The 22411-nt window shown below is 37.5% G+C and carries 29 protein-coding genes; 5 read left to right on the top strand and 24 right to left on the bottom strand.

All coding sequences use genetic code 11. From position 1 onward, the window contains the following. Positions 1–222 precede the first annotated feature (222 nt). A complete protein-coding gene (locus ACFVSW_RS25740; protein WP_387319468.1) occupies positions 223–975 on the top strand; it encodes a DUF4397 domain-containing protein in 753 nt (250 codons plus the stop codon). Between the two features lie 70 nt (positions 976–1045). Here the strand turns inward: ACFVSW_RS25740 and ACFVSW_RS25735 are convergent, their stop codons facing one another. The 9 genes from ACFVSW_RS25735 to ACFVSW_RS25695 all read right to left on the bottom strand — a co-directional run bounded on the left by ACFVSW_RS25735 (position 1046) and on the right by ACFVSW_RS25695 (position 7789). Beyond that, entirely contained in the window at positions 1046–1624 is a 579-nt protein-coding gene (locus tag ACFVSW_RS25735; RefSeq protein WP_387319467.1) for a YpmS family protein, read from the bottom strand. Between the two features lie 5 nt (positions 1625–1629). Further along, the gene (locus ACFVSW_RS25730) at positions 1630–2454 is read right to left on the bottom strand and encodes an SGNH/GDSL hydrolase family protein (protein WP_387319466.1); all 825 of its coding nucleotides are present in this window, start codon (positions 2452–2454) and stop codon (positions 1630–1632) included. A 112-nt stretch (positions 2455–2566) separates the two neighbouring features. Continuing rightward, positions 2567–3142, bottom strand: a complete 576-nt coding sequence (locus ACFVSW_RS25725; protein WP_387319465.1) for an SCO family protein — start codon at positions 3140–3142, stop codon at positions 2567–2569. A gap of 183 nt (positions 3143–3325) precedes the next feature. Continuing rightward, the gene (locus tag ACFVSW_RS25720) at positions 3326–4168 is read right to left on the bottom strand and encodes a DegV family protein (RefSeq protein WP_387319464.1); all 843 of its coding nucleotides are present in this window, start codon (positions 4166–4168) and stop codon (positions 3326–3328) included. Positions 4169–4312: 144 nt separating this feature from the next. Further along, the gene (locus ACFVSW_RS25715) at positions 4313–4564 is read right to left on the bottom strand and encodes a DUF2535 family protein (RefSeq protein WP_387319463.1); all 252 of its coding nucleotides are present in this window, start codon (positions 4562–4564) and stop codon (positions 4313–4315) included. A 482-nt stretch (positions 4565–5046) separates the two neighbouring features. Next, positions 5047–5670, bottom strand: a complete 624-nt coding sequence (locus tag ACFVSW_RS25710) for a TasA family protein (protein WP_387319462.1) — start codon at positions 5668–5670, stop codon at positions 5047–5049. A gap of 69 nt (positions 5671–5739) precedes the next feature. Further along, entirely contained in the window at positions 5740–6327 is a 588-nt protein-coding gene (locus tag ACFVSW_RS25705; protein ID WP_387319460.1) for a TasA family protein, read from the bottom strand. Positions 6328–6410: 83 nt separating this feature from the next. Further along, positions 6411–6977, bottom strand: a complete 567-nt coding sequence (gene sipW / locus ACFVSW_RS25700) for a signal peptidase I SipW (RefSeq protein ID WP_387319458.1) — start codon at positions 6975–6977, stop codon at positions 6411–6413. A 20-nt stretch (positions 6978–6997) separates the two neighbouring features. Next, positions 6998–7789: a fibronectin type III domain-containing protein gene (locus ACFVSW_RS25695; protein WP_387319456.1), complete on the bottom strand. Its 792-nt coding sequence runs from the start codon at positions 7787–7789 to the stop codon at positions 6998–7000. Positions 7790–8029: 240 nt separating this feature from the next. On the opposite strand from ACFVSW_RS25695, the gene ACFVSW_RS25690 reads away from it, so the two are divergent. Further along, complete coding sequence (locus tag ACFVSW_RS25690; protein WP_387319455.1) at positions 8030–8206, top strand: helix-turn-helix domain-containing protein; 177 nt, start codon at positions 8030–8032, stop codon at positions 8204–8206. Between the two features lie 4 nt (positions 8207–8210). Beyond that, the gene (gene sinI, locus ACFVSW_RS25685; protein ID WP_387319454.1) at positions 8211–8360 is read left to right on the top strand and encodes a DNA-binding anti-repressor SinI; all 150 of its coding nucleotides are present in this window, start codon (positions 8211–8213) and stop codon (positions 8358–8360) included. Positions 8361–8844: 484 nt separating this feature from the next. On the opposite strand, the gene ACFVSW_RS25680 is transcribed toward sinI, so the two are convergent. The 4 genes from ACFVSW_RS25680 to sipW (ACFVSW_RS25665) form a co-directional block, all read right to left on the bottom strand. After that, positions 8845–9060 (bottom strand): signal peptidase I, encoded by a 216-nt coding sequence (locus ACFVSW_RS25680; protein ID WP_387319453.1) that lies wholly within the window; start codon positions 9058–9060, stop codon positions 8845–8847. A 194-nt stretch (positions 9061–9254) separates the two neighbouring features. Further along, entirely contained in the window at positions 9255–10019 is a 765-nt protein-coding gene (gene tapA, locus ACFVSW_RS25675) for an amyloid fiber anchoring/assembly protein TapA (RefSeq protein ID WP_387319452.1), read from the bottom strand. A gap of 203 nt (positions 10020–10222) precedes the next feature. Further along, on the bottom strand, positions 10223–11134 hold the full coding sequence (locus tag ACFVSW_RS25670) for a TasA family protein (RefSeq protein WP_387319451.1): 912 nt from the start codon (positions 11132–11134) through the stop codon (positions 10223–10225). Positions 11135–11232: 98 nt separating this feature from the next. Continuing rightward, positions 11233–11814, bottom strand: coding sequence for a signal peptidase I SipW (gene sipW / locus ACFVSW_RS25665; protein WP_387319450.1), 582 nt, complete (start codon positions 11812–11814; stop codon positions 11233–11235). Between the two features lie 275 nt (positions 11815–12089). Here sipW (ACFVSW_RS25665) and ACFVSW_RS25660 point away from each other — a divergent pair, with 275 nt between their 5' ends. Next, the gene (locus ACFVSW_RS25660) at positions 12090–12425 is read left to right on the top strand and encodes a helix-turn-helix domain-containing protein (protein ID WP_387319449.1); all 336 of its coding nucleotides are present in this window, start codon (positions 12090–12092) and stop codon (positions 12423–12425) included. Positions 12426–12574: 149 nt separating this feature from the next. Here ACFVSW_RS25660 and ACFVSW_RS25655 read toward each other — a convergent pair whose 3' ends face one another. From ACFVSW_RS25655 to tatA, 3 genes are all read right to left on the bottom strand, one after another. Next, entirely contained in the window at positions 12575–12733 is a 159-nt protein-coding gene (locus ACFVSW_RS25655; RefSeq protein WP_387319448.1) for a hypothetical protein, read from the bottom strand. A gap of 227 nt (positions 12734–12960) precedes the next feature. Next, the gene (gene tatC / locus ACFVSW_RS25650) at positions 12961–13698 is read right to left on the bottom strand and encodes a twin-arginine translocase subunit TatC (RefSeq protein WP_387319447.1); all 738 of its coding nucleotides are present in this window, start codon (positions 13696–13698) and stop codon (positions 12961–12963) included. A gap of 103 nt (positions 13699–13801) precedes the next feature. Beyond that, positions 13802–13996, bottom strand: coding sequence for a twin-arginine translocase TatA/TatE family subunit (tatA, locus tag ACFVSW_RS25645; RefSeq protein WP_024028694.1), 195 nt, complete (start codon positions 13994–13996; stop codon positions 13802–13804). Positions 13997–14323: 327 nt separating this feature from the next. Between tatA and ACFVSW_RS25640 the strand changes: the two genes are divergently transcribed. Beyond that, on the top strand, positions 14324–14563 hold the full coding sequence (locus tag ACFVSW_RS25640) for a hypothetical protein (RefSeq protein ID WP_387319446.1): 240 nt from the start codon (positions 14324–14326) through the stop codon (positions 14561–14563). Between the two features lie 48 nt (positions 14564–14611). Here the strand turns inward: ACFVSW_RS25640 and ACFVSW_RS25635 are convergent, their stop codons facing one another. The 8 genes from ACFVSW_RS25635 to ACFVSW_RS25600 form a co-directional block, all read right to left on the bottom strand. Then, positions 14612–15100 (bottom strand): dihydrofolate reductase, encoded by a 489-nt coding sequence (locus tag ACFVSW_RS25635; protein ID WP_387319445.1) that lies wholly within the window; start codon positions 15098–15100, stop codon positions 14612–14614. After that, a complete protein-coding gene (locus tag ACFVSW_RS25630; RefSeq protein ID WP_387319444.1) occupies positions 15097–15891 on the bottom strand; it encodes a thymidylate synthase in 795 nt (264 codons plus the stop codon). The genes ACFVSW_RS25635 and ACFVSW_RS25630 overlap by 4 nt, the downstream gene beginning before the upstream one ends. Positions 15892–16022: 131 nt before the next feature. Next, a complete protein-coding gene (locus ACFVSW_RS25625) occupies positions 16023–16601 on the bottom strand; it encodes a TerD family protein (RefSeq protein WP_387319443.1) in 579 nt (192 codons plus the stop codon). 33 nt (positions 16602–16634) lie between these two features. Further along, the gene (locus ACFVSW_RS25620) at positions 16635–17246 is read right to left on the bottom strand and encodes a TerD family protein (protein ID WP_387319442.1); all 612 of its coding nucleotides are present in this window, start codon (positions 17244–17246) and stop codon (positions 16635–16637) included. Positions 17247–17279: 33 nt separating this feature from the next. Beyond that, positions 17280–18383: a toxic anion resistance protein gene (locus ACFVSW_RS25615; protein WP_387319441.1), complete on the bottom strand. Its 1104-nt coding sequence runs from the start codon at positions 18381–18383 to the stop codon at positions 17280–17282. 3 nt (positions 18384–18386) lie between these two features. Beyond that, positions 18387–20030 (bottom strand): YceG family protein, encoded by a 1644-nt coding sequence (locus tag ACFVSW_RS25610; protein WP_387319440.1) that lies wholly within the window; start codon positions 20028–20030, stop codon positions 18387–18389. 453 nt (positions 20031–20483) lie between these two features. After that, positions 20484–21293 (bottom strand): hypothetical protein, encoded by an 810-nt coding sequence (locus tag ACFVSW_RS25605; protein ID WP_387319439.1) that lies wholly within the window; start codon positions 21291–21293, stop codon positions 20484–20486. Then, positions 21290–22411: a cysteine protease StiP family protein gene (locus tag ACFVSW_RS25600; protein WP_387319438.1), complete on the bottom strand. Its 1122-nt coding sequence runs from the start codon at positions 22409–22411 to the stop codon at positions 21290–21292. Before ACFVSW_RS25600 ends, ACFVSW_RS25605 begins: the two co-directional genes overlap by 4 nt.

Below are 22411 nucleotides of genomic sequence, written 5' to 3'. Positions count from 1 at the left end.
TACGGGCTGTGCAAACAATATTCAAATAATCGATTTTCTTCGTATTTTCAATTAACATTGCACGTCACCCACTTTCAGTCTTATTTGTAATCATTATATGTGTAAATTATCCTTTTGTAAATAATAAATGGATATATTTCTAATTCGTGTAAGAAAAATAGACACCCACCTAATAAAACATGAATATCTTATGTTGTAAACGATTTGATAGGAGTTGCTCGTATGTCTGAAAAAAGAAACCATTCGGATTATCTTCAAAAGGCAGCCATGTATGATTTATTAGCACAATTCTATAAATATTCCAACCCAGGCTTACACATGCATTTCTATTTAAAACACTATAAAAACATGAATAAAGCGATGTACATGATGCGTGCTCATTCTCAAGCCTACCAAGAAGAAGCAAAGATCCGCGTCCTTCATACCTCCCATGATGCCTCCAATGTTGATATTTATATAAATGGGAAACGGATGATAAGAGACCTGCCATTCAAAAATGTCAGTACGGATCTTCCATTAAGAGCTGGTAAATACCATATTGATATATACCCCGCAGGAAACATGGTGGATAGTGTTTTAAATAAAAAAATTACAATGGAGCCGGGTAAATCCTATACACTGGCAACCATTGACCATGTCAAAAAAATGCGCCTTTTGATGTTTGAAAATCTTCCGCAGTTGCCAGCGAATGAAGCCAAGGTCCGTTTCATCCACCTATCACCGGACACCCAGCCGCTTGATATTGCCGTTAAGGACAGGGATATCGTTTTTCCAAACCTTTCCTATAAGCAGGCAACAGAATATTTAGCCCTAACACCGATGACCGTAGACCTCGAATTAAGGGAAGCGGGCAGCAAAACCGTTATCCTGCCTATCCCTCAGCTTCATTTCAGGGCCAATGAAAGCTGCACGATCGTATTTGTAGGGTTAACAAAAGATAAACCAGAATTTCAAATTATCAGCATTAAGGATTAATACCGATGGTGCCATTCAATCAACAGCGAAAAAATCCCACAAAAAAAGGTGCCTCCAATGAACGAGGCACCTATTTTACAGGTACTAATAAAGAAAACGATATGTCATCTTTTTTCAGATCAAATTTGTTCGCTTTAATATTAATATCACTCTTCAGCTTTAATTGCTGCATGTTTACATAGACAAGTTTGTCATTAGGTTTAATGTGTACTCCTTTTGGGAGCTTATAATTTTCATTAATAATAGTTAAAACATATGAAATCGGCAGGTTTAAACTGCCAATCGACATCGTTTTTTGCTTTAGGACCAAGTCGCCATTTTTTAAGGCCTCAGGTTCAAATGTTAATTTCATATTTAATTGTTCACTGAAAAACGGCAAGGTTCCGTATAATTCCACTTCTTCCCCCAATAATACCCGATAAGCAATGGGAGAATCGGCAGCTTCTTGTTTTAGATAATGATTAATAAGCTTATTTAAATCAGATTTATTTGACTTCACATGAAATGTTACATGGTCGCCCACTGGAGCCTTCCATTTGCTGATTTCTTTATCTGCAGATGGAAACATAATCAATGATATGATAATAATAGCGGATAAAAGGTTGATTCCTAACAAGATTAGAAATCCAATTTTCCATTTATTTTTCATAAAAACTAATTCTCCTCTGTCGTCACCAGGAATGCTTTCTTCGCTATATCAGGGATTACCCGTGCTTCCAAGGTCTCGTTTAATCTCTCGGCAATCAGTTCATAACCTTTGTCATTCGGATGGAAATTATCAGTAAACAAAAGATTTTCATCTGTATTCAAAAACAAATCTTCAATCGGTACAAAATAGGCGTTAGGATAATTAGCAACAACCGATTGACCCGCTTTATTCCAATCGGAAACAATCTCATCCATTTCTTTAATATCAGAAAACCATTTGGAAAACGGATTGTACAGCCCGACTAACACAATCGATGCGTGTGGGTTTTCCTGAACAATCGCCTCGAAAATTTGTATTAAATGTTGGCGGAAGGTTTCTTTTTCTTTTGTAAAAACAGGAAGTTGTAGATTGGTAAAGTTTTCCTTGACCACCTTCATGATATCATTTCCGCCAATCGTAATAATGACCATGTCCGCTTTCTGTAAGTCTGCCTTCATTTCAGGTGTCTTCAGCCTTTTTAATAACTGCGTCGTTCGATTTCCCGTAATCCCATAATTAAAGAAATCTACCTGCTGGATGCCTTTTTCTTTTTCAAGCAATGTTTTTAAATATGGCAAATAACCGCCTTGATTCGTACTATCACCGACACCTTGAGTTAAGGAATCGCCAGTAGACAGCACGGTGAAATTCCGCGGTACGAAATCAGCAGGAATCGGTTTAAAAACCTGGGTCGCTGCCTTCTTCTCCTGATGTAACGCCAACTGATCTGACTGACTGCAGGATGATAAGAATAATGCCGAGAGAATTAGAAGAGTGAAAAACCTTTTCATTTTTTATTCACCTGCCTTCTAAACTAATATTATTATAACACGACACCTATCATTCAAAACAAAAATGTACTATATCATATTCTTGGGTAAAAAAATAGACCCATTAATTGGTCTATTGTAATGCTTTGATATCACTGATGATTTCATCAAAAGGAACTTCTACGTTCCCTTTATATGTTTTTTTTATGTTCATGTCCTGATCCATTAGATAAAAATACGGTTGGTGCATGACATTACCCTCTGACACCTTTTTAACAATTGTTTTAAAATTTTTCGGTGCATATTCTTCAATAAATTCTTGAGAATAGCCAGTTAGAAATGTCCAATTATTAAAGTCAACACCAAATTGCGTAGCATAGCGGGTTAGAACTTCAGGTGTGTCTACTGTCGGATCCACACTGATGGAAACAAACTCCACATCCTTTAACCCTTCATCTTTCACCATTTTTTGTAATTTCATCATATTGGAAGTCATCGGCGGGCATATATCTGGACAACTAGTATAAATAAAAGTAGAAATCGCTATTTTACCCTTTAAATCTTTTAAGCTAAACGGCTTGTTTTCCTGAGTGGTCGCGGAAAAATCCTTAACCGGCCAAGTAACTTCATTTTCAATTTTCTTTTGCCCACAGGCTGATAATAATAAGGCAGTCATCATTAGCAGCAATACGGAAAAACGTAGTTTCATAATAAATCACCCACAACCTTCTTCAAATCCATTCAGTGAATAGTTTAACAAAGTTTATAGAAAGAAGAAAGTAATAATGCTTTAATCAATGACGCCCGTTCTCGTAATTTCATTTAAAGCTTTACTATCATTTCCTAATTAACTTGATTTCTATGGTGTCAGGCACCATCCGTTTTTACTCTTCTATTCAAAATAATACATTAGCGCAAGTGCACCGGGGCCGGTGTGGGTACTGACTGTCGGTCCTGTATAGTCGATTTCTATCTCCTTATATCCAGTTAATTCGAAGATGCTATCTTTTATTTTCACTGCAAGTTCATGGGCTTCAGCATGGGCAATTCCGACACCGCGGATCGTTTTCCCTTTTATATCTTCGGCAAACTGCTTGGCAAAGAATTTAACAACCTGTGAATGGCTACGCACCTTCGTAACCGGTGTATATTCTGCATCTTCAAGGGAAGCAATCGGTTTGATATTTAAAAGCGAGCCGATAAAGGCCTTACCTTTGCCAATACGCCCACCCTTTACAAGATTCTCTAATGTGTCAACCATAATGTATAATTTGGTATGCTCGCGAATTGTCTCAATATGGTCAACAATTTCCTCCATACTTTTCCCCTGTTCGGCAAGCACAGCTGCTTCCCTTACTTGAAACGAAAGGGCTTTCGAAATAAACTTGGAATCAACCACCGTTACCTTCGTATCGGACATTTGTGCAGCACTTTCTGCTGAGCGTACCGTTCCACTCATTTTGCCGGTCATATGGATGGATAGGACTTCATAGCCCTCTTCCCCAAGGCGGTCATAGACTCCCAGAAAGGCGCCGGTTGAAGGCTGTGAGCTTTTCGGCAGTTCTTTAGAGCTGCTCATATTTTCAATAAATTCAGCCGGTTCTAAATCAACCCGGTCTAGATAGGTTTCTCCATTTATCGTTATCGCTAAAGGCACAACAATTATGCCAAGCTTTTCAGCCGCTTCTTTTGAAATATCCAATGTTGAATCGGTGACAATTTTTATTTTGCTCATACATTCACATCCCTAGGAATACTGCTTAGTATTATACAGGTTTCAGCTGCTGAATGAAATACAATCTAATCGTCCCAAAAATAGTTATACTATTCAAAATGATAAAATAAAAAGAGCACCGGAACAACCGATACTCGAATGGAATTATGCGTTATTCTTTAGTTCTCCAACCTTAAATAGTTGCTCATAATCCGGCCACTTCATGACCTTCTTCAAATAATCTTTAAAGGAGTAACATTTTTTCGGGAATTTCTCCCGGCAAATCGACGTAAGAAACGTCTGTAAACGGACTTGGATCATAAATTTATACGTGCTACCTTCCTCCAATACAGGAATCTCCATGACTTTAACCTTCTGTCCAACATTAGTTTTGAACTCTAGGCTTTTCAATAACAAAATATCAATCCTCTTTTTCACCCGTTTGACTATATTATACACCCAACGCGCCACGAAATGTGTCTAAATATGCTTGGTTTAGTAAAACTTTTGTGAATTTTTTACATCAAAAAACAGACCACAGTCTTTGGTCTGTCTTAATCAAATGATTTGAATAAATAAGGGCTCACCTGAGGCTCAGATTTCGGGTTAAATCGAGCATAACAGTTTTTGATTAAATACAATTGTGGTTTAATTCGTCTGCGGGTCTCTGCATCATGGGGTCTTTCATGGGTGAGGTCATTGCTGCAAGTTGGGCAGAGCCATCGGTCTGAAATACTGCTGCTGAAGGAGGGTTGATGGCATTTTGGGCAGTTTTTTTTGTACATAGGAACAACTCCTGTTCTTTTGTATACAAATTTGTAATTTAGTATTTTTATAGGTTATGTACTTTCATTGTAAAAATAGACCTTGATTTTCAAATTTCGCAAATCAAGGTCCATTTATACCCGTCTTACTATCTTTCTTCGTCTTTTAATAATTAATTGGAAGATGGAACCAGTTAAAACTAATACAGCTCCTGTTACTAGAATATTGAACATATTTGTTCCGGTTTCGGGAAGTTTAGGACCATTAACTGGTAGTGTCCCCCCCAATGTTCCCTCTACATAGAATTTAAACTGAAATTCACAGCTTAAGCTTTGAAAATCATTGCCCAGTTCACTAGGGAAATAGGTACTAAAAGTAAGTTCTTCATTAGCACTACTTTTTAATTTTCTCGAATCTAATTTGTCAAAGTCTTTTAATTTTCCTTTATAAAGTTCACCAGACTTATCAGTAACTGTTAAAATTAATTCATTATAAATTTTTTCAGATCCTGTTAAAAAACGATTTGAAAAAAGATACTTAAAGTCCTTTGTTCCTTTATTTTGGACTTTTAATACTTTCGTAAATGTATCTCCTGGTTTAGCATTACCAATATCAAAAAAAACCTTATTTGGGCTTGTTGAAATATCAATCTCATTCTTTTCAGCATTTACACTTTTCTCTCCTAAAAATATAAAAATGAATAAACTGGCTATAAAAATAATTCTTATCGTCTTTGCTAATATCACTTTAATATTCATGGCAATACCTCACAATGTTAGAATTAACAAAAGGCAGGAATTTGTTCCCACCTATTGTTAATATCGCTATTAGCGTGCTACTCCGGCACCTTGCTTAGCATTGAATGTCCATTCTAGACTTAGCCAATCTCCTTGAAAAGCACTTTGATCCTGCCCATTATCAAGGAACCTAAACTCCACCATAAATTTATGAGATTCACCTTTTTTAAGATCCGCTGTTGGAACGTGCCCAGCTAACGTTTCATGAAGTATTTCAGGGCTCATATTTTTTAACTCAGAAAGTGTTGATAGGTAAATTGGCGTACTATTTGCTGGTGCTCCATGATATAGGGTATAAACTTGGATATAGTCTCCTAAATTTTTTCCATATTGATCTACTGCTCCACTTGTTGTGTACTTTGTAGCTAAATTAATAGTATGAATATCAAGACTGCCATCATTTTGAAGGTTAAAATCACGTCGCATAGTATCACCTGGTTTAATATCTTGAATATTAATGATTTCAGTTGGATGTGCTGAGAGCTTTAATGTTCCTGCTTGAAATGCTGCTGTAGCTTGCGTGGTAGCACTAAAATACGCAAACGTACCCCCACCAACTAAAGATAATCCTAATGCTGCTGTTGCGATTCCCAAACCTAATTTCTTTTTAATACTCATCTTTTCTCCTCCTAGTTATCCCTCTTTTTAGAGGTATGTAGTATTTATTGAACCCTTATCCTTTTATATAAGGAGTGCAACCATTAAACAGTTCCTTGAGCGTCATTTCCTTTTCCCTTATCCAATTCTTTGATAGCTTTAAAAATTGTGATTCCTGAATAGGCAAGTAGGAGTAATCCTGGAAGGATAAGCAATAAAGCCATTCCACTTTTTGACTTAGCATAATCTAAGAAATATCCAAAATACGGGATTGTGAAGCCTGAATATTTAGCAACAACATTTTGGGCTATTACTGGATTACTATCTTTAGCATTGTTGTTATCACCTTTTGTTACATACATGGTTTGATCCCCAGTTTTATTAACATCAATAATTCTATGTGTAATTAATTTGTCTTCAGATTCTTTAAAGGTAATAATGTCATCTTTTTTCAAATTAACTGCATTTTCAACTGGCTTAACTGCAATTATTGAACCCGTCATAAAGGTTGGTTCCATCGAACCAGAAAGTACTGTTTTCAGTTGGTAACCCAAGAAATTAGGTTCGCCACCGGAAGCTTTTGACGATATTACGACAAAGATCATAAATATCAGGGTAATTGATAGAATTGCTGTTATTAAAATACTAAAAATCTTTTTTATTTTTTTCATACTTACACCACCATTGTTAATTAATTTTCGCTGTTATCCTTTGTTTGACTTTTTTCAGTTGTCTCATCAATTGGTCTAGTATTTTCGGAGGAATTTTTCTTATCTATTCCAATTTCATTTGTAGTAACTTCTATTGTTGTGCCTTTTGACTCTTTTCCTGATTTATCAACCGTTGTTATTTTGTAGCTATACTTTGTAGCGTCCACTAAGTTTTTATCCTCAAATTGACCATTTTTTATATTATTTCCGACTGGTGTCTTGTCCCCATTCTTATAAATCTTTACATGGCTAAAGTTTTTATTTCCTTGGTTGGGATTCGCCCAGGTTAAACTAATTGAATTGCTCGTGTGTGTTTCTTTAATTTTTTTTACCTCTGAACAAGGAGCATTGGTGTGGTCATCACAGCCACCTTTGTTATGTCCTGGATTGTCTGGATCGGTTCTCTCACCAGTATCTTTATCAGCGGCGTCTGGTCCATTTCCGATTCCAGCATTATCTTTACAGTATTTGTGCCAGAAGTCTGATCCATTTTTTACATCTTTACAAAAATCTTCAGCAACACTTATTGTTCCGCTAACATTCTTAACATCATTAAAGTAAGCAGCTGTATCGGATGTAAGATACGAACCTGTTACTATCAGGAGATACCAGACAGCTACAAGTTGAGCTGCAATTACCACCTTTTTACTTTTCTTTTCAAACTTTTTCAAACGTGTGCGTCGAATGACAGCCCCTCCCTCATTCGTTCTATATAATTTATGAAACTTCTTTCGTAGTTTATTAAGAACGAAATTGGTGGTTTTTTTAATCATATTCATCAACTTCCTTGTGTTTGTTCTTATTAGCGAACTTATAAGTTGAGTATATGCCAAAGTAACCAACTTGAAAAACCCCAAATATAGGCAATTTTTCTTAATTAAGAACATTTTTAGGGCTTTTTCTCTAGTTTTCTCTTATTCTCTTACTATTTTGTAATTTATAATGAAACTATCGTGCTTTTTAATGAAAAATACTGTTTGAATTTTTTGCGTTACTAATAGGAGATGAAGGTGATGATTGGAGAACGGATCAAACAGCTGCGGGAAAATAAGGGGTATTCACTTACAGAGCTTGCCAAGCTGGCAAATGTTTCAATGTCTTTTTTGAGCCAATTAGAACGGGGTTTGCAATTTAATCCACCGATGCATTTCTTAATAAAGGTGGCAAATCCCCTTAGTCGTCAGTATTGATTACTTGTTAGACGATGAATCTTTAAAGTATGAACTGGACAATGAGTGGAAGGATTTAATTCAGTCTGCGATTGAGAACGGTTTGAAAAAAGAAGCTTTCAGGGAATACCTTAATTATGTAAAATTCCAAGCATGGATGGATGAAAAGGAATAAAACATAATTAAAAGCCCCCATTCCAACGAATTGAAATGGGGACTATTTATTAGCAGATTCTCGGAAACATTGTTCCCGATAACCTCGTAAGTAATCTCTTGGAACCAAGCCGTTTTTCTATGAGCAACTGACCTTTTTCTTTTCCAATAATAGAACCGATTACGACGTCGTTTTTTCCCTCAGGGAATTCCGGCAAAATTTGAAATGGACAGTAATACCCAATTTCGTTTCCAGCTCCTGTTAATCAATTCTCCAAAAATTTATATGTATCCATATTTATTTTTATATACTTTTTCGTTATTTTGCGATTTATTCGAGTTTTTTCTTTCTATTTCTTTAATTGTTCTCCAAATTGTAGAATTAAATAAATTAGAAGCAATAAACCTGGGAAAATTAAGAGAAATGAACCATTTTTAGAATTAATAAAAGAAATAAAGTAGCCAATATATAGAGCAGTGAAGCCGGTATATTCGGCAACAACTTTTTAAGGAAGAACAGGATTTATATCTTCTGAGTTATTGTTGTCGCCTTTTGTCCAATAAATTACTTGATTCTCATTTTTATTTACTTCATTAATTCTACGGGTGACAAGTTTAGTCTCATCCATTTTAAAGGTAATGACATCACCCTTTTTAAACCTGTTCATATCTCCGCCAGGTTTAACAGCAATAATAGAACCTGTTTTAATCCCCGGTTCCATTGAACCAGACAATACCACCTTTAGCTGACAGCCAAAAATTTGTGGCTCTCCACCTGTGACCTTTTAGGAACTACAAAAAGGAACATTAAGAAAATTATAAATAATATTACCGTTACATCATTACTGGTCCATTTCTTAACCACTTTACTATTCATTTTCCCACCTTTTTTCCGATAAATAAAATTGGGTTTCCATTATGGTGTTGTTTGTTCATTATTTTGTTCATTATTTTGTTCATTATTTTGTTCCTTTGTTTCGTTCACTGAATTATCTTTTGTATCTTGAATCTTACTTTCATGAATTGTTTGGTCTATCGGGCTATCCACTGCGCTATTTTGATTTTCTCCCTCAACACCAACCCTAGATTTGTTTTCAATATTTCCTTCGTTCTCATTTGTTGAACTATTGGATTTTTTAGAACAAGTAATAGATAATGTTTCACTCCATAATTCTTTTCTTTCACTGACAAAATTGTGGAAGGGACGTTGATATGCTTTAAATTTGTAGGTTCCTGGCCAAGAACCTGTAAAAGTAAGCTGACCACTTTTTCCTTTTGCTAACGGATTAATGATTCCACTTCCGACAATGCTCCCGTCTTTTGCATTTCCTTTAGCTATGTAAAACACCTCATATTCTGTCGTTCCTTTCATATCATTTCCTGTATTAGTAATGGAAACTGTTAGCTTAACAGGATTACAGCTGTTAATTTGTTGGTTTTTATCCTTATTTGAAAAGATTAATGAACTCTTATCCCATTGCTCTGCCGGAGTATTCCAAGTACCAGCCTGAAACATCCCAGTTATTTGTACAGTATCTGAAAAATTGGCACCTGTACTTCCATTTAAATAAGAAATGGTCAAAATGGAAACATAAAAAATAGCAATAATTTTAACAACCAAATTTCCCTTCCAACTACGTTTTCGAAACTTTCTTGATCTAGTGCACCGTATTTTAATCACACCCTTTCTAACTTAAAAAAGATTCAATTTTCAGCAACATAAATAAAATCTTAGAATTTATTTATGTTGCTGAAAATCAAATAATGAATTACTTCAAGAAAGGTGGGAAAACCCACCTTCCTATTAATAATTCTGTTATTTGCTTTTTCCCAAAATTTCTTTTGAGACACCGTTATTTGTTTTTAATCTATTCCTTCTAAAGATTAATAGGCATTTCTTGTAGCTGTGTAGGTATGACCATCATTTGTTGTTATGGTGATAACGACTTTGGTTGGCTTATCAGTAGCAGATCCTAACCAGTCACCGTAATTCCAGTAACTATCTATGAAGCGCATTGAAGAATCTCCTTTATTTGTATATTCAAATGGTGTGGATTGTTGGGTATCATTAGAATTAATGATAGAAGGACCAGCTGTATTTCTCTGTAATAAGTTATTGTCCTTATAAGCCTCTACTGTTACGCCATTTACCCCAGCTGCCATAAAAGTTTCCGCTAGCTTAAAGCCAAAACTATATCCCTTATGGGTGCCTCTATCATCACTCCATGTATGTCCTGCTGTCACGTTAAAATCTTGCGGTGTAATAAATGTTTGTGGAGAAGGAAACCAATCTGGTTTACCGTCAGCATTTATGTTATTACGTACTTGTACTGCATCAACTACAATATTGACCGAACCGCTTGCAGTTTGATAGCTGTCATCAGCGTCAAGTGGGAATAAATATTTTACATCTAAATCGACTGTTTGACCTGCATCTACTCTTACAGGGGTACCGCTATAAGAAATTTGTAAAGGGCGTGTTCCATTGAATAAGTCACCAGTCCTTGATGCTTGTGTAGCTGCATCATTAATTCGTACCCAAGCGTCTAATGAACCGGTATTTTTAATTGTAATTTTCTTGGTATCTGTATCCCCAGGAGCAAGAATATTGAAATTCAACATTTTTGATGCAACATTTTGACCTGTAACATCTTGAAGCTTAATACTACCAGCTGTAAAAGTGTTATTGCCGTTTACAGCATTTGCACTAAATAGTGCATAGGACCCCCCTGCGATTAGTGATAGTGCTAGGGCTGAGGAGGCAATTCCCATCCCTAATTTTGATTTCTTTGACATTTTTTCTCCTCCTATATTATCTAATTTTTATATTGTAACTTCTCATCTAAACCAGTATGTAAAAGTCCAGTGCTTAGTGAGAATGTTTCAATCACTTCTTACAACTGCATTCTTTCTTTGACTAATTTGTTTTCCTTTTCTAACTTGGCAACTCTTCGAATAAGGAAGAATAATTGATAGAGCAGGATTAATACACCAGGAACGATTGTTAACAGGATGATTCCGATTTTCGATTTAGCATATGATAGGATGTAACCTACGTAAGGAATTGTTATGTTTGAATATTTACCGATAACATTGCTTGCTGGTATCGGTTGTGGATCGTCTGCATCATTAGCATCGCCTTTAGTAATGTATTGGACCAGCGAATCTGACACATGAATTTCCCTTATGCGATGAGTAATCAAAACATCTGGATTTTCCAGTGTACGATATGTTATAACATCGCCTTTTTTAAAGCGGTTCAGGTCGCCGCCAGGCTTAATTGCAATTACTGACCCGGTATGTATGGACGGCTCCATGGAACCAGATAGGATTGATTTCAACTCATACCCGAGGAGCTTCGTTTCCCCGCCCGAAATTTTTGTAGAAATAACTACGTATGATAGAAAAATTAATAGTAAGAATAGTAGTACTGATATTAGCTTACTAACGATTTTTAATGCCTTTTTTGCTGCCATAAAATATCACCTCATTAAATTGTTAAGAAATAATAATTTAGAACTTACTTGCCCTCTGTTCTTAATTACGAACCATTAAACAAAGTATAGGTCAAAACAACCAACTTGAAAAACCCAAAATATAGGCAAATTTTCTTAATTAAGAACGTTTTTAGGGCTTTTTCTCTAGTTTTCTCTTATTTTCTTACTATTTTGTATTTTATAATGAAACTATCGTGCTTTATAATGAATGATATAGTAAGAGATTTTTGTGTTACTAATAGGAGATGAGGGTGATGATTGGAGAACGGATCAAACAGCTGCGGGAAAATAAGGGGTATTCGCTTACAGAGCTTGCGAGGCTGGCAAATGTTTCAAAGTCATATTTAAGCCAATTAGAAAGGGGTTTGCAATCAAATCCATCGATGCAATTTGTAAAAAAGGTGGCAATCCCCTTAGATGTCAGTATTGATTACTTGTTAGACGATGAATCTGTAAACTATGAACTGGACAATGAGTGGAAGGCATTAATACAGTCTGCGATTGAGAATGGTTTGAAAAAAGAAGCTTTCAGGGAATATCTTAATTACGTAAAATTCCAAGCATGGATGGATGAAAGGAATAAAACATAATTAAAAGCCCCCATTCCAACGAATTGAAATGGGGACTATTTTTTAGAAGTTTCTCGGAAAACTGTCGTTCCCAATAATCTATTTAGCAGCCTGTTAGAGCCAAGCGGTGTATATAATTGCAATTGTCCTTTTTCTTTTCCAATGATGGATCAAGTCGCGACGACGTCTTTTCCCACAGGGAATTCCCGCAATTGATCGATTACCTTATCTTTTTCATTTACAGCAAACGCAGTCCACATTTTCAGGAAGCTCCCCCGGCTATAACCATGGTCGATTGCGGCTTCATATACGGTTTTCTGTCTCTTCATCCGCTTTCCCCTCCACTTATCTTAAAAATAAGTAAAAACTTAATTTCAAGTCAATTGTAGTATAAAGCTAGGCAATACGCCCTGAATTTTCCAAAAAGTACACAAAGAATCCTTAACTGCATTTTAAGCATATTTTTATTAAAAAAGGTGGAAATCCAACTTGAAAGGAAATATTTTAGAATAATAAACAAAAAAAGACCTTATGAGATTTACATCTCGTAAGGTCTTTAGGCTTCGATTATTTCATCCTCTTCCTGCTGCAATTTCTTCAATCGTTTCCGATAAACAAATTTCGATAAGTTTATACTAATCTCATAAAGAAGCAGGAGCGGCAAAGTCACAACAAAATCAGACATAAAGTCCGGGGGTGTAATTACGACGGCAATAATGATAAGAACAAAATAGGCATATTTTCGAACTTTTCCTAAAACATAGGGATTGAGTATCCCAAGTGAAGTTAAAAACATGACCACTACTGGCAGTTCGAATAGCACCCCGAATGGGAGGGTCATATTCATGATAAAGCTAAAGTATCTCTCAGCTGTGAAGTTTGTGACGAACATATCTTGACCCATTTTCACCAAAAAGTCCAGAACCATCGGAAAAATAACAAAATATCCGAAGGCAAGGCCCAGTAGAAATAAGAAAAATAATGCAGGTATATAGGATAGCGTAATTTTTCTCTCAATTGGTCTTAATGCCGGCTTAACGAACAACCATATTTGTAACGCTAAAACAGGGATCGTTCCTGCTACGGCAATTACAGTTGCCAGCATGAAATAAATCCACATAATATCACTCGGGCCGAGAACCATTAGTTTGGTATCACCGACAAACCATCGATAGATATCATCGACATAAATAAAACCGGCAATAAAGAAGACAACAAATGCTAGTGCCGATATAATAATCCGTTTGCGCAATTCCTCTAAATGATCAACTAAATTTAATTCTTTATCTTCCATGTACTTCCCCTGCCAATTTCATAGGATGAAGATTAACACGTATTCACGTGTCTTATAGTTACAAATCTCGAGAAAAAAAGGTGTAAGACGCAAATCTTACACCTTATTTAGTCACATCTTTCTTTACTTCATCGATATCTTTCATTACATCGTCCGTAAGTTCGCGAGTAGACTTTTTAAATTCCTTTAAAGTTTGTCCGAAAGCTTTTCCAATTTCCGGAAGTTTCTTCGGTCCAAAAATGATCAGTGCAAGCGTTAAAATTAAAATTAATCCGGGTACTCCGATATTTGAAAACATGGATTAACATCCCCTTCAAAGTTTGTGTGTTTCTACTATGATTATAGTATCGAAAATTCATTTTGGGTTAATTATCTGGAATAATTCATAGTAAATTCACAATATCCGTTAAAATTAACCTACTTGTGATGTTTAGCATTTCCCTTATGTATCTCATTTAAATCTCTATAGACCAATTTATCAATAACCACCGCTTAAGTCAATCTCCAATTATTCAGTGGAATTTTTTTAAATATTTTGACAACTGACTGTTTTTTGCATATAATTTGAACAATAGTAACATATACTAATGAAAATTTATAACCCTATAGAATGGATGTGATGAGGATGGAATTTTCACTAAGCAGTTATGATGGAGCCCTCCCTGTTGAGATAACAATTGATGATGACAATGGAAGATACACCATTCGCAAAAGTGACCGAAGCGGCGAATACTTTAATAGCCCGATTGAATTAATTGCTTGGGTTAAAACGCACTTCCACGAGGAAGAGTTTTGCCATCCCCATGAATTCAGATACATGCTTGCAAAATTAGCGGAATACGAATTAAATGGGACCTATTTATAATATTGAAAAAAAGCATCAGCATAATCGCTGATGCTTTCTTTTCGTTTACTAGGCTTTTCGTTGATAAATCCTAAATTCATACTCGTAAGGATTTTTTTCATTCTTTATACCTTTTTTACAGGATTTAAGATCCCAGTTATCACCATCGTATGCAGGAAAGAATGTGTCCCCTGCAAATTCATCATGAATAAGCGTGATGTAAAGACAATCTGCATAGGCAAATGTTTCCTTGAAAATTTCCGCACCGCCGATGACAAATATTTCTTCCTTTTGTTCACGGCTGTACCTGATAAACTCCTCTACTGAGTGAAAGATCGTACATTCCTCGGATTGATAGTCGAGCTTTCGGGTAATCACAATATTCTCCCTGCCCGGGAGCGCGCGTCCAATCGACTCATGCGTTTTTCTCCCCATTGCAATTGGATGTCCCATTGTCACCTTCTTAAAAAACTTTAAATCTTCAGGAAGATGCCAAGGGAGCTGATTATCCTTGCCGATTACTCTATTTTCATCCATAGCAACGATGAAGGAAATCATACACTGACCACTCCTTTTATATGTGGATGTGGCTCATATCCATCCAGGCTAAAATCTTCAAATTCAAAAGAGAAAATATCCTTAACATTCGGATTGATGTTTAGAATCGGCAGTACCCGTGGTTCTCTTTTCATTTGCTCGTTTATTTGCTCAAGATGGTTTTGATAAATATGAACATCGCCAAACGTATGTATAAATTCTCCCGGCTTTAAGTCGCATACTTGAGCAATCATTAACGTTAACAGGGCATACGAAGCGATGTTAAAAGGAACTCCCAGAAATACATCCGCCGAGCGTTGGTAGAGCTGACAAGACAATTTCCCATCTGCCACATAAAATTGGAACAGGCAATGACACGGCGGCAGCGCCATATTATCAATTTCAGCTACGTTCCAGGCATTGACAAGCAGTCTTCTTGAATTTGGATTTGTCTTGATTTGCTCAATTAATTCACTAATTTGATCAACCGTTTTCCCATCGGCCCCTGTCCAGGAACGCCATTGATGGCCATAGACCGGCCCTAATTCACCGTTTTCATCTGCCCACTCATTCCAAATTCGGACACCATTTTCCTGCAGGTAGCGAACGTTCGTATCGCCTTTTAAAAACCAAAGCAATTCATAAATAATCGATTTTAAATGAAGCTTTTTAGTGGTAATAAGCGGAAAACCTTCTTCTAAATTAAATCTCATTTGATAACCAAAGGTACTGATTGTTCCCGTTCCGGTTCGATCGCCCTTCACGGTACCCGTTTTTAACACATGCTCACATAATTGTAAATATTGCTTCACATCTGACACTCCCTTATATGCGGTTCATATCTATTAATTTTAGTGGAGCTGAGCTGTTTAATCAATTGATAAGAGAAAGTGGTGGCCAGTCAATTGAAAAAGCTGCCAAAGAGGCAGCTTTCCCAAAAAAATTAAACTTCCAAACCAAAGTTCCGGCAAAGTGATGCTAGTCCACCAGCGAAGCCGCTGCCAATCGCATTGAATTTCCAATCGCCGTTATGGCGGTAGAGCTCGCAGATTACTACAGCGGTTTCAACTGAAAAGTCCTCGCCAAGATCATATCTTAGAACCTCGCTGCCTGTTTCCTCATCAACTAAACGAACGAAGGCATTGGAGACTTGGCCAAAATTCTGGCTTCTTGCTTCGGCATCATGAATCGTAACGGTAATAGCAATCCGATGAACATGGGACGGAACTTTACTGAAATTGATCTTGATTTGTTCATCGTCCCCTTCACCTTCGCCCGTCCGGTTATCCCCTGTATGTTCGACCGAACCTGAAGAATGAATTAAGTTATTGTAAAAAATGAAGTCCAAATCGTTAATCACCCTGTTGTTTGCATCTGTTAAAAATGCGGATGCATCTAAATCAAAGTCATGTCCACCGCTATAGCGGTTGGTATCCCATCCAAGACCGATAATTGCCTTTGTTAACCCAGGATTCGTTTTGGTTAAATCCACTCTTTGTCCTTTTGCTAAGTTAATACCCAAATTAATCACCCCATCAAGAACTTTTATATTTTTTTAGCTATAACTGCGAACAATTTCACTTAGGCTGCCAGCTGTCGTGCCGGTTCCTACGGCAGCGAACTTCCACTCATTGCCGTGGCGGTATATTTCGCCGGCAACAAGGCAAGTTAACCCGCCATAATTATCTGATAAATTATAGTGGATGAGCTCCTGGTTGTTTCCAGGATTAACGACCCTGATAAACGCATTTTGAATCATGCCGAAATGTTGTTTTCTTTTTACACAATCATAGATATTCACAACGAAAACAAGCTTTTGAATTCTTGAAGGGACTTTACTTAAGTCGACAATGATTTGCTCGTCATCCCCGTCGCCATCACCCGTCAAATTATCTCCTGTGTGCTGAACACTGCCGTCATTGCTTCTTAAATTCGCAAAATAAATTACATCTTTATTGTTTTGGAGCTTATCATTTGCTCCTAACATGATAACAGAGGCATCACAGTCAATATTCGGAGCACTCCCACCGCCAAACAATGAGCCAAAGAAACCGCCGCCGCCCCCGCTTTGGACCGGATCCCAGCCTAATCCTACCAAGATTTTGGATAGTCCCGGATTACTTTTCGTTAAATCAACTCGTTGACCTTTTTGCAAATTAATAGCCAATTCATCCACCCCAATTAAGAAATTTTATAGTAACTATGATTGTTTCATGTTTTTAAAGTTATCCTGCAGCTGTTCTAAACGTTTTGTACCTTCAATTCTCATTCGTTTATTTTCTTCTTCAATTGCTCGTGTTTCCTGCATCCCTTTGATGATAATATTCCAAGATTCCTCGATTGTCTCGATTTTAATACTTGGGCCGCCGGAAAGCCTTGCAATATCAGTACTTTGCTGCGAAATATTTTGCGCATTTTTAAGGAGCATTTCATTTGTCCTGCGGTCAAGCTCACTCATCGAATCAGCGACAAGCTTCTGCCTTTTTGCTGCCACTGCTTGAATTAAGCCATTTTTAAAAATTGGAATTGTCGTAACAAAAGCAGAATTAATTTTCCCAATTAGCTTTGTATTCCCTCTTTGCAACAGGCGGATTTGCGGTGCTGTCTGTAAAGAAACCATTTTCGCCATTTCTAAATCATAAATCCGCTGTTCTAACAGCTCTATCGCATTCTTTAATGAATCTAATTGCATTGATGCCAGCTGATCACCTGAAGCAGCACGTGCCTCAAGCTGTGGTAGCTGAGTATTTTTTAGCTCCTCGACCTTGATTTCACCGGCAACAACGTATTTTTCCAGCGTCAAATAGTATTGATAGTTTTGTTCATACATTTGTTCAAGCATGGTTGTTGAGTCGACCATTTCATGCTGATATTTAGAAATTTCCACATATACCTTATCAATTTCCTGGCCCATCGTTTGGTATTTTCCAAACAGCTTTTCTATCATTTTTTCGCCCTTATTAAAGAGCTTGCCAAAGATGCCGCCGGAGGTTTTCTGGAAATCCTTCGCATCGAATTTATCCATGATCCTGCCAAGATGTTTAAGAAGTTCACCCGAATCTTCTACCTTAGTCGTCCGCATATTGCTCAAAATCTGATCGGAAAAACGCGATATTTGCACGGCAGGTTCTTTCCCAAACTCTAAAACTTGAATTTGGTCGCGCTCATCAATCGTCCGGGCCAAATTTTGAATTTCCGGTTCCTTGCGAAGGGCAAGCTTGATGTCAGAAGCTTTTGTCTCTGTTAATTTGTCATCCACTGCTGCAGGAGTTAAGCCATTTGATGGATTTGGCGATAGATTCACTTGTTAATCTCCCCTTAAATTTTTTAAGATACCTTGAAAAAGCCCTTTTTTGAAAAGAGAAGGCTCTTTAAATTCCAATTCAAATACTATATCATCAAGCCAATGTTTATCATATAATTGGTCATCGAGGTAATTTTCGATATCATTATGACCTGGCGGATTGTATAGTACGATATCAATACCGAACTGATTTAGCAGCAGCAGGAGAGCCGCATCCGATCGCGAAAGCATCCCTGATAATTCATTATTGTAAATAATTAGTTTCGGGACATGCTGCGAATAGTCAAATCGTTCCAGCAATTGAATAATGTTTTTTTGCATAAACATTGCCTGGGTAAAAAGATACATTTTCACATCTTCTAGGCTTTCATTCGGTAAAGGCTTTAGTCCTGGTTTCTCGCAGATGCTTCTAACGGCATTGGCAATGCCTTTTTGCAAGCCTGCTGATAAAAATGAATAGGGCCAGTAGTGCGACCACATCATATTTTCAGGGACAATTAAACCATCTCTGCCCAGTGCATTGCGATAATGAAAGCGGAAATCGCTCGTGCTTGCGATTGTCAGAGGCAGTTTACGAATCAGTAAACTATGCTCTAATTGGTTGAGCGCTTGCAGCCGTTCCCAGTATTCTTTTCGATTCCTGCTTACCCCTTGTACTTTAGCGAAAATCGTAGGAATTTTAACTTCCCCATTCCTCACTTCGAAATCAGGTCGAATCATCGCTATTTCTTTACAAAGAATAAACAGCTCATCATATGTTGTTTTTAACGTAATTGAAGAAGGCGTGTAATCCCTTAATTGCCACGGTTTGTAAAGGCCGGAACCCTCTTGGTTTAATATTGTTTCAATTTCTTTTGAGGCCCGGTAAGCAACCGTTGTTTTCCGGGTCCGTTTTTCAGTAGGAAACGGTTCCGCAGGCTGGTTATTTTGGAAATGATGCGTGAAAACGGGCTCATCAATTATTCCCGCTAAGATATCCTTACCTTCGGGATGAAAAATAACAATATCGCAGCCAAGCTTGCTTAAATAAAATAAAAAATATTGATGGCTCTTCTTAAAGTCACCATACCACAAAAATTTCGGCATCGCTTTTTGCGGGTCGGCCGTATCCAATTGTGGCTGCAAATGGTTGATGGACCACTTAACAAGATCTACGAGAACTCGTCTCAGCTCGTGGTTTTTCAACCCGTCAGCTTCGAGTTTTGTGTACAATTCAAGCGTTGCAATCATCGCTTCTCTTAATTTGCGATGGATTACAGGGACACTTGACTTTAACAAAAGCTGCTCCCCGTCAAGAAAAGCAGTAAAACGGTTAATCGACAGCTTTTGTTCCTGATTAATGTTAAATACTTTTTGAATCGCTTGAAAGTGGGCATTATTGATAGTTTTATCAAGTGACTCTTCGCTTAGCAAATGCAGATTCCATTCTGCCGTATTATTAACATAATCAAAAAGCTGGTTATAATAGTCGTCCGTATCAATCGGTATTCCCAAAAACTTCCCCAGTACTTGCCCAATCTGAATGGTTCCATTTTCCAGTGAATAATTTGGCCGTTCCGGCAATGGCTTTTTCAGCATACCAGACCAGTTTTCATTGGAAATGGCCCCTACAGGACGGACGCTCAATTGATTTAATGGTGGATACATTCATAATCCCTTCCCTCTGAAAGCGAAAGCTTATTTTTAAGACTGTTAGTTAAATTATGTAAAGGTACCTTATCATCATATCACAGTTACCAAAAGTGTTCATTTGTTTATACGAAAGTCAGCTAAAAATGTTTCGTTATTTTAGGCTATTTGCTCATTTTTCACCTTTCTCCTTGTCCTTACATACAAATGGAGTACCCAAACTAAAGTAGGTGACTCGAATGAGATTTTTATATAAGCGCCCGAAGATGGAGTTCATTGATGAGGAAATAAATTCCGTATTAGAAGTTATGACCTCTGATGCATTTATTTATCTTGATCTTTTTGTAATCAGTTTAGTGTTCACGTTGCTGCTCTCCCCCGTGATGCACTCAATACCCGTATCAATTCTATTCTTTTTTGTCAGCTTCGCAGCTTTTTCCAGCCTATATTTTTTTGTGTTCAACCGGTTGGTTAAAAAGAACTAGATTTTATGGGAATCAATTTTAAAAACTGGTGAAGGATTTCATAACCTGCATCCACGCCCCTATTCTGCGTAAATGTAAGTCCATTCGCATCCGCCATATTCGTCAGTTCGCCATGTCTTGGCACAAAACGATATTGGCAGTTTTGCAGGAAGTCCCAATCAAGGATGGAGTCGCCCGCTCCCGCAGTTGCTGTTGTCCCCTCACAATTACAAATAAATTCAAGGGCATCCCCTTTACTGATTGCCCGCGGGATAAAGTACAGCTTCCTTCCTTGCAAGGAAATCCGCCATCCATATTTTAACACTAATTCATTGAGGACTTTCCTATCAAACAGAGAAGGCAGACTATTTAAGATATAATAAAAAAACAGATTCTCTGCCTGCTTCTTTTGCCCATCAAAATGAAATCCTTCCCTTTGTAAAATCGCCAGTAATTCATCTTGTTGGACCGACTCCGTGCGCAAACGGGCAAAAATATGCTCCGTCCATTCTTCCATTGGCACACCTTGATTGAGAATAATAGCTCCATTTGAAGTAATGGCATATTTAATCGGAATGTCGTGAGCGAAAATCACGAATCGATTAAATTGCTCGGTTGTTCTCGTTGTAACGGGGACAAATAGACTTTGCCGGGCCAGTTCTTTTAACGCGATGAAAGAGGCTTCGGTCATATAAGCGACCCAGCTGTTATCTTTTCTCTCAACGGGTTTCAGGTCCTCGCCCCCAGCATTACCAAGCTCTTGGATTGCCCGTTTCGAATAGATTAAAGTGCGGTCAAGGTCAGATGCAAAAATCATTCTTGCTTCTCCTTCACCGATTTGATTAAGCCGCAGCACAAATAGTTCAAATCTGGATACGGTATCACTTCAACCCCTTTTTCTTCTGCCAGCATAAGGATGTGTTTGACAAAAGGGCTTGAAGGGTCACGCATTAATATCTTCCACGGAACCCGGCGGAGAAGAACCCTGGTCGTCTCACCGACCCCAGGCTTGATATAATGTGTGCTTTCAATCGCGAATTCAGCTTGGATTCTCTTTACATCTTCCATTCCTAAAAAACCTGTTTCGATTTTCTCTTCCCTCATTTGCGAAGCTATTTCCGCAGCCTCCTCAGCAATAAAGGTAAACTCACAAGAAATCATATCAATGAATTCATTGGAAACATCGTCTGGAAACAAATCGCGGTAAAATTTAGCCCCGTGAAAATCATCCTTGCCGATGTATTTAGCATTTAAAACAGTCCGGCTCACCAGCCCTGAGACAGTCGAGTTTAAACAAGCACTTGGGATTAAAAAGTCTTCCCTAGTTCCGTAAAGGGTCGTACAGTAGCCTGGATCAGCAATGACAGCGAGCGTATCATCAAGCTTAATCCGATATTTTTGTTCAAAATCCTCGCATGCTTTTGTTAGCTCAATCGAAATAGCTCCTTTTCCTGTCCAGCCATCGACAAATTGAATAATTCCGTCTGGATGCTTGTCCATGATATAGTGAAGCGCGTTTTCGTCAATTCCCCTGTCACGGATGATGGAAATACTATAATGCGGCAATGACACATTGTAGCGCATTTTTATGTACCGCTTGATCAAAATCCCTACAGGTGTCCCGGCACGGGCAAGGGAAACAAGAATAGCATTTTTCCCTTTTAATTGATAGATTTGTTCGGCCACAATCCCAACACATACTGCCACTTTTTGTTTGTACTCCATCAATGTTTTCCAAAATAAATCGACATACTCTTTTGGCGGCTGATACTCAATCGGCAAGGATTCACTATAATGTCCGCCAGATTGGATTTGCAATTCCCGATTAACAGCGGAATCTTCCAGCTGAATATCACTTAAATCCTTTAATAGAAAAAGCACGTCACTCTCATGGTACGTTCCAATTTTCGCAGGTTTGTTGATTGTATTTTGCAA

The organism is Neobacillus sp. NPDC058068 (assembly GCF_042885335.1).
Lineage (GTDB): Bacteria > Bacillota > Bacilli > Bacillales > Cytobacillaceae > Neobacillus.
The sequence above is the reverse complement of the archived record's forward strand: the minus strand, read 5'-3'. Positions and strand labels throughout refer to the sequence as shown.

Bases quoted from the DNA above. Each gene is read 5' to 3' on its own strand.
- ACFVSW_RS25740 (WP_387319468.1), top strand. From the start codon at position 223: ATGTCTGAAAAAAGAAACCATTCGGATTATCTTCAAAAGGCAGCCATG.
- ACFVSW_RS25735 (WP_387319467.1), bottom strand. From the start codon at position 1,624: ATGAAAAATAAATGGAAAATTGGATTTCTAATCTTGTTAGGAATCAAC.
- ACFVSW_RS25730 (WP_387319466.1), bottom strand. From the start codon at position 2,454: ATGAAAAGGTTTTTCACTCTTCTAATTCTCTCGGCATTATTCTTATCA.
- ACFVSW_RS25725 (WP_387319465.1), bottom strand. From the start codon at position 3,142: ATGAAACTACGTTTTTCCGTATTGCTGCTAATGATGACTGCCTTATTA.
- ACFVSW_RS25720 (WP_387319464.1), bottom strand. From the start codon at position 4,168: ATGAGCAAAATAAAAATTGTCACCGATTCAACATTGGATATTTCAAAA.
- ACFVSW_RS25710 (WP_387319462.1), bottom strand. From the start codon at position 5,670: ATGAATATTAAAGTGATATTAGCAAAGACGATAAGAATTATTTTTATA.
- ACFVSW_RS25705 (WP_387319460.1), bottom strand. From the start codon at position 6,327: ATGAGTATTAAAAAGAAATTAGGTTTGGGAATCGCAACAGCAGCATTA.
- sipW (WP_387319458.1), bottom strand. From the start codon at position 6,977: ATGAAAAAAATAAAAAAGATTTTTAGTATTTTAATAACAGCAATTCTA.
- ACFVSW_RS25695 (WP_387319456.1), bottom strand. From the start codon at position 7,789: ATGATTAAAAAAACCACCAATTTCGTTCTTAATAAACTACGAAAGAAG.
- ACFVSW_RS25690 (WP_387319455.1), top strand. From the start codon at position 8,030: ATGATTGGAGAACGGATCAAACAGCTGCGGGAAAATAAGGGGTATTCA.
- ACFVSW_RS25680 (WP_387319453.1), bottom strand. From the start codon at position 9,060: ATGGAACCGGGGATTAAAACAGGTTCTATTATTGCTGTTAAACCTGGC.
- ACFVSW_RS25670 (WP_387319451.1), bottom strand. From the start codon at position 11,134: ATGTCAAAGAAATCAAAATTAGGGATGGGAATTGCCTCCTCAGCCCTA.
- sipW (WP_387319450.1), bottom strand. From the start codon at position 11,814: ATGGCAGCAAAAAAGGCATTAAAAATCGTTAGTAAGCTAATATCAGTA.
- ACFVSW_RS25660 (WP_387319449.1), top strand. From the start codon at position 12,090: ATGATTGGAGAACGGATCAAACAGCTGCGGGAAAATAAGGGGTATTCG.
- ACFVSW_RS25655 (WP_387319448.1), bottom strand. From the start codon at position 12,733: ATGAAGAGACAGAAAACCGTATATGAAGCCGCAATCGACCATGGTTAT.
- tatC (WP_387319447.1), bottom strand. From the start codon at position 13,698: ATGGAAGATAAAGAATTAAATTTAGTTGATCATTTAGAGGAATTGCGC.
- tatA (WP_024028694.1), bottom strand. From the start codon at position 13,996: ATGTTTTCAAATATCGGAGTACCCGGATTAATTTTAATTTTAACGCTT.
- ACFVSW_RS25640 (WP_387319446.1), top strand. From the start codon at position 14,324: ATGGAATTTTCACTAAGCAGTTATGATGGAGCCCTCCCTGTTGAGATA.
- ACFVSW_RS25635 (WP_387319445.1), bottom strand. From the start codon at position 15,100: ATGATTTCCTTCATCGTTGCTATGGATGAAAATAGAGTAATCGGCAAG.
- ACFVSW_RS25610 (WP_387319440.1), bottom strand. From the start codon at position 20,030: ATGTATCCACCATTAAATCAATTGAGCGTCCGTCCTGTAGGGGCCATT.
- ACFVSW_RS25605 (WP_387319439.1), bottom strand. From the start codon at position 21,293: ATGATTTTTGCATCTGACCTTGACCGCACTTTAATCTATTCGAAACGG.